General features: G+C 36.9%; 14 protein-coding genes. 6 read left to right on the forward strand and 8 right to left on the reverse strand.

Going from position 1 to position 17,232, the window contains the following annotated elements:
* Nucleotides 1-9 precede the first annotated feature (9 nt).
* Genes Q4567_RS11555 through Q4567_RS11570 form a run of 4 tightly spaced genes read right to left on the reverse strand, consistent with a single transcriptional unit; the run spans nt 10 to nt 5,601 of the window.
* Nucleotides 10-573 carry a hypothetical protein gene (locus Q4567_RS11555; RefSeq protein ID WP_216049017.1) on the reverse strand — a complete coding sequence of 188 codons (564 nt, stop codon included), beginning with the start codon at nt 571-573 and terminating at the stop codon, nt 10-12.
* Nucleotides 566-1,936: a hypothetical protein gene (locus tag Q4567_RS11560; protein ID WP_216049016.1), complete on the reverse strand. Its 1,371-nt coding sequence runs from the start codon at nt 1,934-1,936 to the stop codon at nt 566-568. The genes Q4567_RS11555 and Q4567_RS11560 overlap by 8 nt, the downstream gene beginning before the upstream one ends.
* A complete protein-coding gene (locus Q4567_RS11565) occupies nt 1,926-4,799 on the reverse strand; it encodes a hypothetical protein (RefSeq protein ID WP_216049015.1) in 2,874 nt (957 codons plus the stop codon). The genes Q4567_RS11560 and Q4567_RS11565 overlap by 11 nt, the downstream gene beginning before the upstream one ends.
* Nucleotides 4,792-5,601 carry a hypothetical protein gene (locus tag Q4567_RS11570; RefSeq protein WP_216049014.1) on the reverse strand — a complete coding sequence of 270 codons (810 nt, stop codon included), beginning with the start codon at nt 5,599-5,601 and terminating at the stop codon, nt 4,792-4,794. Before Q4567_RS11570 ends, Q4567_RS11565 begins: the two co-directional genes overlap by 8 nt.
* A gap of 103 nt (nt 5,602-5,704) precedes the next feature.
* On the opposite strand from Q4567_RS11570, the gene Q4567_RS11575 reads away from it, so the two are divergent.
* The gene (locus Q4567_RS11575) at nt 5,705-6,529 is read left to right on the forward strand and encodes a WYL domain-containing protein (RefSeq protein ID WP_216049013.1); all 825 of its coding nucleotides are present in this window, start codon (nt 5,705-5,707) and stop codon (nt 6,527-6,529) included.
* A 295-nt stretch (nt 6,530-6,824) separates the two neighbouring features.
* Here the strand turns inward: Q4567_RS11575 and Q4567_RS11580 are convergent, their stop codons facing one another.
* From Q4567_RS11580 to Q4567_RS11590, 3 genes are all read right to left on the reverse strand, one after another.
* Nucleotides 6,825-8,951: a diguanylate cyclase gene (locus Q4567_RS11580; RefSeq protein ID WP_368509320.1), complete on the reverse strand. Its 2,127-nt coding sequence runs from the start codon at nt 8,949-8,951 to the stop codon at nt 6,825-6,827.
* On the reverse strand, nt 8,927-9,184 hold the full coding sequence (locus Q4567_RS11585) for a hypothetical protein (protein ID WP_216049011.1): 258 nt from the start codon (nt 9,182-9,184) through the stop codon (nt 8,927-8,929). The genes Q4567_RS11580 and Q4567_RS11585 overlap by 25 nt, the downstream gene beginning before the upstream one ends.
* 537 nt (nt 9,185-9,721) lie before the next feature.
* Nucleotides 9,722-10,330, reverse strand: coding sequence for a DNA-binding protein (locus Q4567_RS11590; protein WP_216049010.1), 609 nt, complete (start codon nt 10,328-10,330; stop codon nt 9,722-9,724).
* Nucleotides 10,331-10,564: 234 nt separating this feature from the next.
* Between Q4567_RS11590 and Q4567_RS11595 the strand changes: the two genes are divergently transcribed.
* The 5 genes from Q4567_RS11595 (at nt 10,565) to Q4567_RS11615 (ending at nt 16,147) form a co-directional block, all read left to right on the forward strand.
* The gene (locus tag Q4567_RS11595; protein ID WP_216049009.1) at nt 10,565-11,152 is read left to right on the forward strand and encodes a recombinase family protein; all 588 of its coding nucleotides are present in this window, start codon (nt 10,565-10,567) and stop codon (nt 11,150-11,152) included.
* On the forward strand, nt 11,149-11,727 hold the full coding sequence (gene kwaA, locus Q4567_RS11600) for an anti-phage protein KwaA (RefSeq protein ID WP_216049008.1): 579 nt from the start codon (nt 11,149-11,151) through the stop codon (nt 11,725-11,727). The genes Q4567_RS11595 and kwaA overlap by 4 nt, the downstream gene beginning before the upstream one ends.
* Nucleotides 11,727-12,692 (forward strand): anti-phage protein KwaB, encoded by a 966-nt coding sequence (gene kwaB, locus Q4567_RS11605; RefSeq protein WP_216049007.1) that lies wholly within the window; start codon nt 11,727-11,729, stop codon nt 12,690-12,692. The genes kwaA and kwaB overlap by 1 nt, the downstream gene beginning before the upstream one ends.
* Nucleotides 12,693-12,755: 63 nt before the next feature.
* Nucleotides 12,756-13,649: a DUF1837 domain-containing protein gene (locus Q4567_RS11610; protein ID WP_216049006.1), complete on the forward strand. Its 894-nt coding sequence runs from the start codon at nt 12,756-12,758 to the stop codon at nt 13,647-13,649.
* On the forward strand, nt 13,646-16,147 hold the full coding sequence (locus Q4567_RS11615; RefSeq protein ID WP_216049005.1) for a DEAD/DEAH box helicase: 2,502 nt from the start codon (nt 13,646-13,648) through the stop codon (nt 16,145-16,147). Before Q4567_RS11610 ends, Q4567_RS11615 begins: the two co-directional genes overlap by 4 nt.
* Nucleotides 16,148-16,169: 22 nt before the next feature.
* Here the strand turns inward: Q4567_RS11615 and Q4567_RS11620 are convergent, their stop codons facing one another.
* On the reverse strand, nt 16,170-17,024 hold the full coding sequence (locus Q4567_RS11620; protein WP_216049004.1) for a hypothetical protein: 855 nt from the start codon (nt 17,022-17,024) through the stop codon (nt 16,170-16,172).
* Between the last annotated feature and the right edge of the window lie 208 nt (nt 17,025-17,232).

Below are 17,232 nucleotides of genomic sequence, written 5' to 3' on the forward strand. Positions count from 1 at the left end.
TTAATAGTTTTAAATATGTAATTCTGGCTCAAGATATACACGAACAACTTCTTCATAAAAAACTCGCCCCGCGTCGGATAAAATAAACCGTTCATTACCGGGTAACTCAAGTAATAAGTTGCGGTTAATCAGCACGTTCTTGAATTCCGTGAACAAATCACTTTTGAGCCTTGCTTTCTCGATAAGCTCTTGAATATCATCGATCTCTTGGAGTGCCAGAATGTCTGTTTTGGTTATTCCGCCATTTTGCTCAGTCAACTTGCTAAATCGGTAGTTTTGCTCATTAATGTACTTACCTAGCATAAGTAATAGAAGTGCGGCTTTCATCGTAACGTCAGTTTTAACATCTTCCGCTAATTCAGCGCCCTTTCTCAAGTAAACAAAGTCTTTATTACGAACCAATTCTTGTCCCGACATTTCATACTGTGTTGCATATGTAGAAAGGTTATTCATTATTTCTTCAAAGAGCGGATTTGAAATACACTGGCCACTGTTGTTAAGCATCCGGTTATTTATGATCTTTCCAGCCGTTAGTGTTTGGTAGATTTCTACGCTCAAGTCAGTGTTATACATCCAGTTCACCTTGTGCTAATTCAATTTTTAAATATTCCAAGTAATATTGCTCATCCTGCTGCCTCCGTCGCTCTCGACTAAAGACCAAATGCTCTAATGGTGCATACGGCATCACCTCTTCAATACCAAACAAAACGTCTCCTAACCAAAAACTATCCAAGTTTTGGCTTAGCAACTCAAATACGAACTTATGTACGTCGGGGATTGAGATTGGAAGTCCGGCCTCAGCTATTAATCTAGCAATCTCTATCTGTCTTTCCTCTTCGATTCGGACCTCTTCTGGTAAAGGTTTGATCTGTTGTTTTTTAGGTTTACTTTCCACACTTTGGAGCATATTCAAATATTCTTTGAATCGAAGTGTTGTTTTACCTTCATCCCAGTTAAATTTTGGTGCTTGGTTTGTACGTAGGTCTCTCAACCCATCTATAGTTGACAGCGTTAAGAATATTGGTGCATTTGGTGTTAAATACTTATTTTTCTGTTTTCCGTGGCGTAATGGCACAACATTATCCATTAAGGCATTGAATGCATTGTCAATTGCAATGTATCTATCGCGATCCTGAGCCAAATAAGTTGAGTATTGCTTAAGTTTACGGACGAGTAGCCCTATGTCTTTATAATAACTGCTAATTGCCGTAAAACGGTATTGAAGACGGTTTGACTCATGCAGTTTTGCAGGTACATCTGCGAGATGCTTTATTAACTGCTCAATAGACTGAGTTAAAGTTCTTTTTCCTTTCATTTCCATATTTGGGTCAATAAATTCATAACACGGCAATACATATTTGCTGTAAAGATCTGTTACACGGTCATATAATTCAAAAACCGAGGCTTCACTATCCCCTGCGTTGAATTCCTTGTATTGCTGCGAGACGCGCTTTACTTGTGCATCCAGTGCCGATACATTTTCTTTTATCTTCGAATGTATTTCGCTAAGTAATCGATAGAAGCTCCCATACAGTTCTCTTGTATCATCATCTTCCAGATAGGCGCACTCCAATAACCTATCTACAAAGTCAGACACACGCTGGCGCAAATCTTCTAGATCATGCCTGTTCAATTCCCTCGCACGTTTTACATCTATAAACCGGAGCATATTGATGATTACATCCGCAACAGAAATGGTCCCAGTATTCTTATCATGATGAATGAATACTCCGTTCTTTAGTAAGGCCGCCAAACTTAACTGCGCATGAACATTTTGATCATCATCTTCACAAATGTAATGACTATACAAATCTAGAAAAAGTTTTTCTGGTATCTCTGGCACCCCACCTTCCTTGTCAATAAAATCCAATATTTTTAGAAAACTATTTTGATGCTTGAGGATAGAACTGAGGATCACATCACGATTAAGCCTCATTGGATTGACTCCCAAAACTTTCAATATACTCTGGTAGGATGTGCATGTGGCATTTTGGGACACGTGGCTTTTTGATTTTGGCTCTATCAATCATTATCCAACGACCAACGTTTTTGCTAACAAAGCCTGAAAATGTTGGTGTGGCACAAAAGATTGAAAAGCCGTGCTCACTGATTTGCTGAATAGTAGCTTTTGTATTTTTGAAATCTAACGTACCCACTTCATCCACAATAATCGGCATCTTGAGCGATACATAGTCTGGAGTGATTTTCTTAAGTAACACCGATAGCACGAAGGCTGTTATTGTACTAGTCGTTCCTCCTGACTGGCTTTTAGTAAAACGCTCACCAGTTTCTTCTAGGGTATATTCATAATGCACTGCATGAATAATGTCATGCATCTTAAGTTTTCGTGTCCGCTTATCGAAGTAACTATCTGCAAACTGGGTCAGCGCCTGATAAAACTCAGGCTCCAACAATGTCTCATCTGAAATATCTTGCTTATCGAGAGTAGATAGTAAAGATTCAAATCGTACATTGATTTCTGGCCGTAAGTTGATCTCAGAGAGGTTTGAAACAAGTTTACTATTGAGTTCATCATTAATTTCTTTGATGAAATTTGAAAGAAACTGTTTCGATGTTTTCAGTTCTTTTATCTGATTGCTAACAAATTGATTGTGAGTACAAATGCTTGTATTCAACTGTATTAAATCATACTGTAACGTGGCGTACTCGCCTGCGTAACTGTCAACAGCTTTAGATATTGCGGTAACTGAATCGAATTGTTTGTGGGGATCAACACCTTCGATCTGAACCTGTCCTGATAAAAGATGTAATTCTCTAATAACACTGGTTTTCAAAGAAGACAGATCGGTGCTCAATTTGTATAGCTTTTCAAACCACGAATCATTTAGTACTACTTCGTCAGAGATCTCTTCAAACAGAAAGTCAATATCGGCATGCCTCTGGATGGTATTAAAAACACTCTCATACCTTTTAAGTCTGGCTGACTCATCTTTCAAGGTATCAAGTTTATTTTGACACTGATTAGCAGTTGCAGTGTGTTCTTGAAGTTTATTACGCCCTTTTTCAAACGAGATATTCGCCTTAATATACATATCTCTTTTATCTTTAAGTTTTTTGGATGTATCGTCTTCGGCTCTTATGAGTTCACTTAAAGCACGAATATTGTCACGCTGAATTTCAACTTTTTGTAAAGTTTGTTCGGTGTTCGTTATTAGCGATTCAATATCATTATTTTTTAAAGCTCTGCCTTGTTCGGTGATATTTTGCTCCACAATCTCAAGTTGCTGTTCAACTCTAACTAACTCAAGAGTGGCCTCTTCAACCATTCTTTCAGGATTTATCTCTTTAAAATTGACACCTTTGATCGGCTTATCGAGGAAAGTAAGTAATCCTGCATGATCAGAGTCAAATAATGAAGTAAAGTTGACTACCGCATCGCGATGACTCTCAGTCAGAGGTACTATTGTTTTGGCAATATTTTGATTCAATGAGTACAAAATACTCGCACTTGTAGAATTGTTTAACTGACTCGCAACCGTTCTCGATTGATCTTCTATTATGTTTTGTAGTTCTTTTTTTGAACCTAAAAGTTGCTTTTTCTTTGTTAGCTCTTTCTGGAGTTGTCTTTTAACGCCATCCTCCTTGCGAAGTTCTCTTAATAAGCTATCCACGCAGCGATATTCATGGTCCAGATGTTCAAGAGTATTTTCGACTGAAGAAAAGCCTAAAGAAGTATATAGATTTTTCACCTCAGCTACTCGCTTAGACTGAAGCGTTAATTGTTCCTCCAAGTACTCCACTTGGCTTTTAGCTTTAATGGAAGCCTCGTTAGCTTTTTCGACTTCTTCTCTGGTAGTAAATTGTTGTTTACTCGCTTCATCAGTAAGATTCTGCATACTGACGTATCTTTCATCAAAGCTTTCTTTTGCTTCATTTAACAGGTGTCGCAACGATTTATGGATAAGTGTGTAATGTTTGTAACTGTTTGTCAGTTGTTCAAAATTAGATGACACTCTGTTGAAAATTGGCTCAGCATTTTTCAAAGTTTGAAGTTGCGCTTGTTTTGCAAACAGTTCTTCGTAGTCTGTTGCTAAGTCAAGGAGATCTGCGCTCAGTCGCTCTTCATCTCTGCCCCGGCCCATCTCAAGAAGCGTGGCAATGGCTTTAGGTAAGGTATCTGTCTCCGAGCTTTTAATGTCAAACGCTAGTTGATAAATATTCCTGAAAGCTTCAATTGAGTCCAAACGAGCATCTTTCATAGGTAGAATGCAAAAGCGGCGTTGCTTTTTAGTACCACGCATACCTTCAAACATTAAGGAGCGTATTTCTGCCGCGTCCGATGTTTGCAGACCGTCGTTTTCGATAACAAACTGCTTAACTGTTTTGACACTCAGGTCGTCATTGAAATCATCTTTATCCACATCCCAAAAAAGATGGCGCATTTCATCGAATGATAAGGGGACGAAAAGTCGGCTGTAGGTGTAATTGTTGGTTTTGTATAACAACATACAAAACGACCCCTCAGGGTTCTGAACTTCGAGAATAATGAACGAGGTTAAATCAGGAAAGTAAAAATCATAGGAGTCTTCTTGTGAAAAGGTCCCTCTATTACCAACAAATTTAAACTTCTTTTCACAGCGGCTAAAATTAACTTCTGGATACAGTAGCAATTTGGTGCCAGCGAGACTCGCAGTTTTTCCAACATTGTTCCCACCAAACATTGCAAGGTGCCTATCCAGTAATATCTCCGAATACCCATGATTTGCTGAGTTAACATAAACTAGACGTTTAAGTATGTAATCCTCTGCCAATAATCCTTTAGTAACAAAATTATTCATCAAGGTAGCTCTCCTGCTCCAATTCTCTTTCGGTTTTATAAATCAGTTGTGCAATATGAGTTAGCTCTGGGTGTTTTCGTCCCAGTGTGATGGCTTTCTCAATTGATACTGTTTTTGCTGGTACCCTTACCATTTTCAATCTATCTTTTATGTCACTTGGTACGAGAAAAACTACGTTTGAATTAGGTAAAAGAGTGAGGAGGTTACTAGCTATCTGAAGCCCCCCAGCGTCTACATCCAACAACAGGAAAATCGACTTGAATTTACAAAGAAATGATATGTGTAAAGCGTTAGTAATTGCGTTACCTTCGGTGAAAACTGTTAATGTTTTTTGTAAATCTACATCCCCGATATCGCAGTATGTTTTTATAAAAGATAAGGTTTTATCAATGCTGATGAAATTTTGTCTGTTTTCAATTAATAAGGCGTAATCATGCCATTCTCGTTTGGGTAAGTAATTTCCATCAGTATCAAACATTACTACCTGAGGATGTATTATCCCTTCTCTGACGAGAAGCATTGAGCCATTTACACTGTATGCGTGGCTGTTGTTTTGTTTAGCTGCTGAATTACGATCCTTATATATCTCTCCAATGATATTATCAAATTGAACTCTGAGCCAAGGCGCTATATGCGTAACTTTATAGGTATTCGTCCCAACCCTTCTCACTTCAAAGTCTCGATTAGTTGCGTCAAGATTTAACTCAGGAGAATTCAATAAATTGAGGAATTGGGCGTAATCAATTGCCCTTCCTTCATCAATCTTCTTTAAGTACTTTACAATTTGCTTGCCGTAATTCATTTTACATTCCACAAAGATTTGTGTGTATATTAATATTCACTATACATTAGTATGCACTATATATTATATTATGTAGATAGATCAACTGGGATTTTATTGACCAATGGAAAACATCACCGACATTCGGCAAGAAAGACGACTACGTTATATCGATTTATGTGCTTTTGTACTCGGAACTACAAACAGACGTCAGCTAATGAATCGTTTTGAAATCAAAGAAGCTTGGTCCACCCGTGACTTTAAGTGTTACCAAGAAATGGCTGAGAACAATCTTATTTATAACCATCGATTGAGAGCCTACGCTCCAACAAAATGGTTCAGCCCTTGTTTTGAACATCAAATAGAAGAAGCAATTGATCTAGTTTCTTCTGGTACGCAACGACTTGTGTGTGAGCCTAAGTTTGCCAAAAACGTAAATAGTTACAGAATTCCAAGTGTTATGCCGGAGTTAAAGGTTGTCGCACCGATTTTCAGAGCACTCAACCTTGGAATTAAAGTAGACATTAATTACTTATCGCGTAGCAGTGGCGAATCCAGCAGGATAATTGCCCCGCACACACTGATCGAAACAGGTAATTTTGTGTACATCAGGGCTTTTGACCACAAGTCAGGAGACTTCAGAAGCTTTAAGTTGAATCGAGTCGTTGCCTCTCGTGACTCTGAGATTTCAGTTGAGGAAAAACAGACCAAACCTTTTGATCCTGATTGGAATCAAGAGGTTGAAATTAAAATTGGTATCAATGGTAAACCAAAAAAACCTGAAGCCATTACCTTTGATTACGGATTAGAGTCAGGACAAATAGTACTTAAGATGAGAAAAGCCTTAGTGTTCTATTTTTTATCTGATTGGAATATTGCTCCTTTAGAGTACGACTGTCTACCAGATAAGCTTTTCCCCCTCAAAGTGCTGGAAATTACCACATTGTAACTATGTAATTGGTGAAACTATCAGTGTAATGGCATAGTTGATTTGGCCACCTAACTAGAGGTGCTATGCTATTGGCATAGTAGAGTTAGGTGACAAAATGAGCAAGCAAACAAGGCGAACATTCAGCCCAGAATTGAAGTTGATCTAACGTAGAGGTCGTTCTATATCTGTCGGCCCATTAAAAAGCCATGTCAATATCAGCAACCAATTTCAGTTAATAAAGTCGGTTATTACAAGGCCTTTATAAATTTTCTCATGATGGTAAAACCCAAGCCTGACTGGCGAACCTAATGTCTTAGCTCGTCGAGCATTCGTCTCCGTCTTCATAAAGCCTGAAACCGTTCCTGCCATTGCGCTTCATCCGGTAGAGCGCGAGGTCAGCCTTTTTCAAAAGGTCATCAATTGAATCTGAACTCTGAGGGTCGAAGATAGCAATGCCAACACTAAGAGTAACCTGCATCTGAATATTATCGACACTAAATACTTCACTTATCGTATGAAAAATCTTTTCAGCTATCACTACGGTGTCATCAGGTTTGCTGATTTCGGTTAACATCAATACGAACTCGTCACCACCATGTCTAGCCAAAGTATCAGATGTTCTGATACAGAAACTTATTTTGTTCGCCAACCATTTAAGCAGTTTGTCACCAACATCGTGGCCATATTCATCGTTAACCTGTTTAAAATGATCGATATCTATATACATAACCGCAATAGGGCGGTTGTAGCGGCGACTTAGGGCAAAAGTACTGGATAGTCTGTCATACAATAACCGACGATTGGGCAGGCCCGTTAATTCATCATGAGTAGACTGATGCAAAATTTTATTCTGAAGCTCCTTTCGGTCAGTGATGTTCACAATCTGGGATACATAGTGAATAGGGGCTCCATAAATGTCGGTTACCATTGAAACACTGAGATAGATCCAGATAATTGAGCTATCTTTTCGAAAATAACGTTTCTCCATCTGATAGGTTTGTATTTCCTTTGCTGTAAGCGCTTTTAATTGTGCAAGGTCTGAGCTGATGTCATCAGGGTGAGTAATATCTTGGAAAGTCAGATTTAAAAGTTCTGCCTCCTCATATTGAAGCATGTCCAGCAATGACTGATTGACTTTGATCCATTCGCCGTTTAATCCCACCAGAGCGATTCCTATTGCCGACGTTTCAAATACTCCTCTAAACCGTTGCTCGCTTTCTCTGAGCGCCAACTCCAGACTTTTTTGAGATGTTATATCGGTATGGGTTCCAATAGTGCGAGCAACATCGCCATTTTCAGTCCAGCTAACGATGTCTCCTCTGGCTACAATCCAAAGCCATCGGCCATCACGGGCTTTAAGCCTGTGCTCTAAGCTGTAGAACTCCGTTTTACCGCTGATGAATTCATCAATAACAGCTTCAGCCCGCTCCCTGTCTTGGGGATGAAGCAAACGCTGCCACTCTGAAAATTCATTCTTGATCTCATCATCCGCATACCCCAGCATGGATTTCCATTTAGAGTCATAAGTCACTTCATTGGTCAGGTTATTCCAATCCCAAACGCCATGTGCAGCTCCAGATAGCGCGACATTTAACCTGAATTCTGTTTCAGACAACTCTCGGGTCATTGCCGCCGCTTTAGTTTCAGCACGTCTTTTGCTGGAAGATAATGTCCAGATAAGGAAAGTCAAAAGTACGGTAAATAATCCACCTACAAACATCACAATACTGGGCTCGATGTTGTCATATGTTTGGGCAAAACGGTTGTCTGCTGAGAACACGAATGTCCATGAACGTTGGGCAATCACTAACTGTTTGGTTCGAAGAAAAGGCAATTCGATGGTTTGTTGAGATGTACCCTTCGAGGAATAAAGCAATGACTCTCCGTTGGCAATGGTGTCATCGTAGATTGCCACGTTAATTTGCGACTCATTTAAAAGGATATTCTCAATTAGCGCACTAAAACTTAAAGACGCCTCAATCCAACCCAGAAAATTATCCGTAATTCCATTCGCTTGATTCACGCCCCCTCTGTACAAAGTAAGAAACAGCCTTACACCAGATAAAGGATCAGGAACACTCTCGCTTATCTGACTTGCCTTACCTGCAAGTGTCAATGCATTGCTCCGTTTTGCATCATCCATTGCAAGTTGAGCCGCCTTTTCGGTATACATGTCGAATCCGAAAACGCTTAAATTACCTTCGCTAAAAGGTTCGATAAATTTTATAGCAGTATACTGTTCCCGCTCCCCCTTTGGTGTCAAAGTATACTGAGGGAAACCTTCAGACCGAATACTGGCTATGTGCTGTTCGATTTTATTCGCCGCGATGCTAGTAATGAACGAGACGCAAATGATTTCCGGATAGTTTTCTTCCAGATTAAGTTCGTTTATATAGGCTTTAAACTCGCTTCTACTTATTTTTCTGAACCAACAAACAATCCCCTCACGCCATGAAGCACTTGTTCATAAGTTGCAAACCGTTCTTGGACTAAATCCAGAATATTGGTGGTTTTTTGCTGGAAGATTTTTTGTTTTTTTGTAGCGACCATATCTACAGTGTACTGATATGCCACTAGAGTCAGCGATAGACTCGTCACAAAAACGAAAATAGTTAAAACTAAAATCAGGTTTACGCGACACCATTTAAACAACAAACATATAGCTTCCTTCATAAACGCTTTTAACCGCCTCTTGGTTGACTATGTGCAATGTTTGAATATCCTGACCTTAGTCTATTCGCTAAAATGCTAATCAGACTCCGCGCTTTACAAAATTAACGCAACCGATATTGGGCTGGCTCATTACTGAGTAAATTTGCTTAATTTACGTCACCAATAGTCCGCCCTTATTGGCGGCATAAAAAACATTACGCTGTCCTTGAATCACCTAAGCAATACAAATTTATAGTTGCAACGCTATAATCGGCTGTCAAGTGTTAATCACTACGGATAAATAGTTAGAATTCATACCGCAATTAATGGCGCTCCGAATTGCCATTAAGTCAACCGGCAATAAATTCATCATTCCACAGTTGCTTAGGTCAGCTTTTTTATAAATTTTGTCGTAAGCAAGTTAACTTCATTGAGCACTTTTCAGACTAAAGAATATGTATTTAATGCATATTGCAAATGACAGCTTAGGGAAAATTCCTTAGTACAATAAACCAATTTTAATACGTACTACTTGATTAAAATTAAGAGTAACTAACATTACCGTTTTTGCAATGACTCTAATTTTCCTTCGAGCTTTCCAAAATCACGTTGCAATTTCTCGTATTGTTTTTCTTTTTCTTCTAACTTGAGGGAACGCTCAACTAAGGTGTCGAGTGAACCTTGTAACTTTGAGTTTTCCGCTAATAGTTTTTCATTTTTCGTACTTAGAGAGTCTAAAGTTGATTCAAGTTGATCTATTTTTCTGTCACTTGAGTCGATAGCTAATGAAGCTTGGTTTTCGGATTCTTCAAACGCAGCTATTTTTGATTGGTAATCCTCAATAGTAGATTTAACTCTCTTTTCAGCTACTTGTTGAGCTACCCGATAACTTTCAAGTGCTAATTTCTCCAGTTGGAGTTTGGCAGTTTGCTGATTCTTTTCTAATTTATCTAAAATTTCACTTGGTAGATCAATTTCTTCGACTTTTTCATCAACTACCACTTCTTTTTGGGCTACGTATTTTTCCCATACTTTTTTTATTCGTTCTGAGCTACCGCCGTCCAATCGATTTCTAATTGCAAACGGACTCACAAGCTTGCCTTCTGTTTCGATGATAATTCCCGCATCGATAATTTGTTGATCTGTAAATTCAGCTTTTCTACCCATACTTCACCCAAATAAGTTAATTAAGTTATTTAACTTAAATAAGTTTAGTAAATAATTTTTTGATTTTCAAATCAAAAATTGCTCACAACCCGCATTTGTTCACTTGCTCTTTGTAAGCGACATATATTTAGCGTACGTAAGTACCTTTGTTATTTCGTTCGTGTACGAATGTATAGATTTTGACTTACGTACAGTCATTGATTAGCCTGTACGAAAGGTATTGGTTTCGTACATATGAAAGTAGGGTTTGCACGAGTTTCTACTCAAGAACAAGATTTAAAGGTTCAACTGTCCAAGTTGAATGGCTTCGGCTGTGAAAAAGTTTTTCAAGGTAAGCAATCAGGCGCTTCAATTAAAAATGAAGAAAAACTTAAAGAATTAATTGAATTTATTCGTGAAGGTGATGAAGTTATTGTTACACGCCTTGATCGCTTAGGGCGCTCATTAAAGTCTATTCTTGATGCGATAGATAATATTCATAGTAAGGGCGCGTGTTTGAATATCATTGACGGCTCATTCAATACTAGCAATGATAATCCTTTCTCTAACGCTATGATAAATTTGTGTGGAGTCTTCGCTCAGCTAGAGCGGGATTTGATAAAGGCGAGAACTGCGGAGGGGCGAGCAGAAGCGAAGGCCAAAGGTAAACACCTTGGCCGAACATCTGCCTTGACAGACAAACAAGCTAAAGAGTTATATCAAGCGAAATTAAAAGGCGAATCTATATCCGCTCTTTCACGAAAATATGGTATTGGTAGACCTACTGTTCATCGCACATTAGAACGTATCGCGAAAGGGATTACTAAAAAGGAGGATAAATGATCAGACGGAAATTTGGGCTATACATTATTTCTCTTTGGTTATTATTTTTGTTAGTCATAATAATTACGGCGAAGATTCCGATCTGTTGGGGGGATAGTTGTCACTTTGTTGGTATCGAAAATTTAAATTCTTCTATCATAGTCCCGGCAATATGTGTTGTATGTTTGATTTGGGGTGGGTATGAATTCAAAAAATTTGATTTTGCAATAAAAGGCTCAACCAATATTCCTTTTAAATTGGTTAAGGTTGAAAGTATCAACTACGAACACTTAACATTTTTGGCGACATATATAATTCCATTGGTAACCTTTGATTTTGAAAGTACTCGATATTTGATTGTGTTAGCTTTGTTATTAGTCTTTATGGGGGTTATCTACATAAAGACGGATTTGTTCTATGCAAACCCTTCATTAGCATTACTGGGATTTCATATTTATAAGGCTGATGGTGACTTCAAAAACCATGAGTCTAGGCAAAATATAATAATCATTACTCGATGTAAGTTAAAAAGTTTAGATCGAGTGTCATACATTAAATTAGATGAAAGAATATACTACGGAGCAATAGTTGAATAATGAACAAGGAAGAACTTAATAATAAGCTGCAATACTTCTCCGACAATATCGAACAAATTGGCGTTACAGTATATGTACTTTTGAAAGGCGAAATTGTTCCGAAAAAACTAGATATAAGAGCGGATGATCTTCCTAGTATTAGAGCAATGTTTGTCGGAAATCTCGTCGATACAATAATTAATGATGAAGAATTAAGTGTTGTTCCTTTATCTACTTCTGACGAAAGAAAGAATGTTATTTACGAATATGATATTGATGTACCTGAGTCTTTGCAGGGCTTACAGTCAGTGATCGAGTCAGATGATCAAGATACTTTTGATCTTGAGAATGATGAAATTACTTCTGTATCCTCTCTTATCATTGAAATAGGTGACGAACAAAATCAAGTTGTATTATATAAAACGATGGCTCAAATTAATATATACGGGCGATCCAGTTTCTTTTTGAAAAAATCAGCTCATCGGTTTGAAGAGTTAAAAGAAGAGTTCTTCAGGTTAAGTTCAAATTTTCAATTTTTTAGGATTGATGATTCCTTACTGGTAATTGATCTTAAAACGTTGGAAAAGTCATTTGGCTTCCACGAAGTGATACAAAAAGAAGCTATGCTAGCGGTCGAAGCTGTTGAAGCTATTGAGTTGTTGGAAAATCCTGAAACTTTACATGAGTTAATTGACGATGTAACAACTGCTAGGAAACTCACCAAGATAGCAAAGAATTCCCCTGTTTTAAAAGCTGGCATTGAAAATCAGCGCATTGTTGAATTTTGTAGAGCATTCCCATCATTGAGGGGGAAAATTAGATTCAACGCAGCCAACGATAAGATTCAATTGGATACTAAAGTGTCAAAGAATTTATTTATTAAATTATTGATGGATGATTTCTTAACTTCTGAATTAACCAGTTTCCACTATACAAGCTTAGCTAAAGATGAAGCTGATGAGCAAGCTGATAATGATACTACATAGCATAATATTTTTAGATGGTTTTCATTAAAATAGATCTAATTTAAAGGGACGTAACAAAACGATATGGAAGCACGTTTAGAGCCACAAATAAAAAATAACGAAGAAATTAAAACAGTTTTAAGAAGAGTGAATGTTTCCTTTCAGTTAGCTGATGAAAGATGTGTCGAAACTTTGCTAGTTTATTTGCCTCCTGCCGATACAAATGACGCACTTACACAATTATTTTTAGCAATTAAAAACGGAATAATGGCTAATTTTGTTTTTAAATGCTCTGAAATTGAAAAGAAACTTGGCATCAAGAAAGATGGCGCTGCTAATAGACTCTTTGAAAAGGCAATTCGAAAACTGAGCCAACACACAGCTCAAGGCGAGTTGGGAGAGTTAATATTATTTACGTTAATGGATGTTTATTTAGAAGCCCCAAAGTTGCTCAGTAAAATCTCTACTAAGACTTCTCGCAAGGTGCCTGTTTTTGGTGCAGATGGTGTACATGGGCAATTTTATGATGGAAAGTTTAAACTTTTCCTTGGTGAATCTAAGCTCTATAAGGATTTCAAGTCTGCCGCAAGTGATGCTACTAAATCAATTAAATCTGCAAAAGATAAATATCAAGATGAGTTTGATTTAATTGATAGCTTCATGGACTTCCCAAATTTAGATGAAGAGTTGGAAGATCACCTTTTAGATATTTTGAATCCTGTTTCAAATTCTGACCTCGAAGATATATTGCACAATTCCTGCTTCATTGGTTTTGCGAAACCTGAGTTGCAAGAATGTACTCCGGATGAATTCGAACAAAAGTATATTGATATTGCTGGTGATTATATAGGTGATTTTTATAGGAAACTTGAAAAACAAGAGTTGCCTGTCAATAAAACGGTACTGATGATATTACCTTTCGAGTGTATTGATGATCTCGTTAAGCAATTTATTAAATATATGGATATTAAAAAATGAGTGAATTTGTAAAAAAGCTTACTTTAAAAGCTATGGCTAGTGACGACTTTAAAAGTGCTAGCAATGAATTGTTTCGCTCTTATATATTCAAGATGGTTGGAGGTAATGGGGAGCTTGATAGGAAACATGTAAAACAGTTGGCTTCAGTAGCCCAATACTTATATCAGGTTAATGATAGCAAGTTTCGAAAAGAAGGGGCAGCATTGCTCTCAATGCTTATAGATGTATCTGGTGATACATACCCAGAGGTAATAGGTATTGCGAATAAGGTATTTTCAAGCGCAGGTGATTTTCCTAATATTACACTTATTGAAAATAATTATCCCGAACTCAACTTTAGATATAGTTTTTATTCTGAAGCTGAAATGGAGTTCAGACAAGAGTTGAATACAGTAGAGGAATTAAATTTTCCACTCACGGACTTCCAAAGAACGCTTTGGGAAAACTTAATGTCCGATAATGATGTTATAACTGTTGCGCCAACTTCAGCGGGAAAAACTCATATTATCTTGAGTTATTTAACACGTCGGATGATTGACTCAGATGGTGCTTTTGCTGCGATAATCGTTCCAACTAGAGCGTTAATTTCTGAAGTGGCTAGTAAATTATATGAAATTGCCAAAGAACAAAGTTTTGAGCAGGAAATTGAAATTTGCACTGTTCCTCAAGATGGTGGTTATGCCGATAGAACATTTTTCGTAATGACTCAAGAAAGGTTATTTGATGCACTGCAATCAGGTGACATATCTTTTAACTTTTTGTTTATTGATGAAGCTCACAATATTGCTGATGAAAGCCGAGGCGTATTACTTCACTTAACAATAGATAAATTGCTGGAAAATAGTTTCCCTCAAGTAATTGTAAGTATGCCTTCTGCAAGCTATCAAGATTCCTTTTCATCTGTATTTAAAGATGTTGAATTCAAAAAAGAAATTACATCTTTTTCTCCTGTTGCGAAAATTATGATGGAGGTAAAGCTTGTAGGTAGAGAACTAGCTATTAATAGACTCAATACCAACGACAGTATACGAATTCCAAAGAACTTTACAGGCCTACATTTGGCAGACATATCCTTACGGCTTGGGCAGGGGCAAAGTAATATTATTTATAGAAATCAAACTGACCACTGTGAAAATATTGCACAAAATATAGCTAGTAAGATAGACAGTTTTGATACAACTGATGAGCTTGAAGAGGCCGCAGATTATGTGGAAAAGTTTATCCATAATCGTTTCACATTGGCTAATAACCTGCGCAAAGGAGTTGCCTTTCACTATGGACCACTACCTAGTTCATTGAGAGTTCTGATAGAAAACCTTGTTAAAGAGGATCAGATAAAATTTGTTGCATGTACTAGTACACTAGCCGAAGGTGTTAATCTACCTGCCAAGAACTTGTTTTTATTTAAGCCTATGCAGTCAAAAGGAAGGGGTGCTCCAGAAAGATTGGATGATGTCAAAATTAATAATATTACTGGTCGAGCTGGAAGAATGCTTGAACATTTTGCTGGTAATATTTTTATAGTTGAACCTGATGAATGGCAAGTAGATGATTATTTCGATGAAAATGATGGTGATGAAGACAAAATCCCTACATATTATAAAGCTTTAAATGAGGAACTCGTCTTTGTATTTCAAGCATTAGCCGGAACCTTTGCGCACGATGAGGACAACCAGTATAAGTTTTACACTATTGCAAACAAATTGATTAAAGAAATTGCAGAAGGGAAATTATATAACACTTTAGAGTCTCCTGAGTTAGAGTTAAGCCAACATGAAATTACTGCCTTGGAGAACGCAGTTAAAATTGCTTATAGAAGCTTGAAAGTTGCACCCTTCACACTTGAAGCAAGTCCTACTATTGGTTATATACAACAAAACAAATTGTTTAATTTTTTGAATGGAATTGATGATTTGACTGATTGGATATTACCCCATCCAAAATCAAAAAGTCTCTATAGCGTATTAGTAAAAGTCTGTGAGAAGTTGGAGGAGTTTGGTGTTTATGCTCCGACTGGAGAATATCATATGTCATACATGTGCGTTATTGCCGCTAAATGGGTTCAAGGTGATAGTTTAAAAGAGATTATAAATGAACAAATCTTATGGATGGAAAAACGCAAAAATAAGGGGGATGGAATAAACCCTAATAAAGCCGTGAGGGATGTTATTAAAGTTATTAATAATGATATTAGGTTTAGAATGGCAAATGCTTTACGGTGCTATCAAGTATTACTAACAAATGTTATAGCCCTAAAAAAATTAGAACTATCGAGTACTAAGTTACATACATTTATTGAAATAGGAGCAAGTGACGATAGAGTGATTGAATTAATTAATATCGGTTTATCTCGTGAAGCTTCTAAAGAAATTAATGAAACGCTTGCTGATAATATTGAAGTAGGTTCTTTACATAAACTTTTAGAGTTGCTCAATAATGACGTGTTGGCTGGCATTCACCCTATAACCAGAAAAGAAATATTATCAATGTCTAAATAAAATAACGATTATGCACTCGTTATTACAAGGATTTAAAACTGGTTAGGGCTGCTTCTAAAACTTCTTGAGCAGCTTTTTCATCGATATATTTATGGCGTGTAGTAATTTCAGTTTTATAATTAAAGAATGCATTACCAAAATCTAAATGAACTACAGAGCCGTCTTCATTTTTTCCTTTAACTTTTAAAAGTGTACAGTCATCATGATTTGATAAATAATTTACAATCTCAATGACATTCTCTTTTGATAAACCCGAATCTTCTTTTTCATCAATGGCAAAATCTAAAGCAAGTTGCATGTTGCTCTCTAGGTATGGAGCACAACTTAAATCTCGAATTAACTGGGGGGCATTTTCAGATACATCTGAAAGTGACGATGTTCCTATTTTAAAATGCAGACTACTGTAATCACTTATTTCAGTTAATTTTGAAAACTCTTTTTCTTTTGGAATAAGCTCTAATTTAATTTTACTTGATCTATTATTACTGAACTGTTCCAACAATGACGTTCCAACGCTTTTCAAGCTAACACTTGGCCCCGACGTAAAGCCGATAACAAGCTTTAAATTTGGTACTATTTTAAAAAAATATGGGTCACCAATAATACCTTGGTTTATCGCTATGGAGGAAATCTTACCATCGCTTGTGGCTTTTGTTTGCCATGTATTCCTTTCACGAACTACTGTTACTGGAAAAACATTTAGCTTGGTAGAGTTAAATGCTTTTACTAAGTGCTTCTTATTTCGAATGTTGATAATCCGAGTTTGATTATCGTTACTTTGATTAGCTTGGTAATTGGAAATAAACTCACTAAAAAAAGAGTTCTCAGCTTCAATTGAGAAAAACCTGACAGTAATGCTCTTTTTTAATTTGTTCATAATAATCCGTTATGTAATCAAATGTATTTAAATGCTTTGTACTATTGTAAGAGAATTTCTCATATTTATAAGAAAAAGTCCATAACAACTGTTTTAACATACAGTGTGTCATTATTGTAAACCTAACTTTAACTAATACTAAATAGGGTTAGCCTAAAGAAAGTAACTTTGCTCTATATTGTGGCATATATGTGACCAGTATATTTAT

Origin of the sequence: Aliiglaciecola sp. 2_MG-2023, from assembly GCF_030548145.1 — a bacterium.
Lineage (GTDB): Bacteria > Pseudomonadota > Gammaproteobacteria > Enterobacterales > Alteromonadaceae > Aliiglaciecola > Aliiglaciecola lipolytica_A.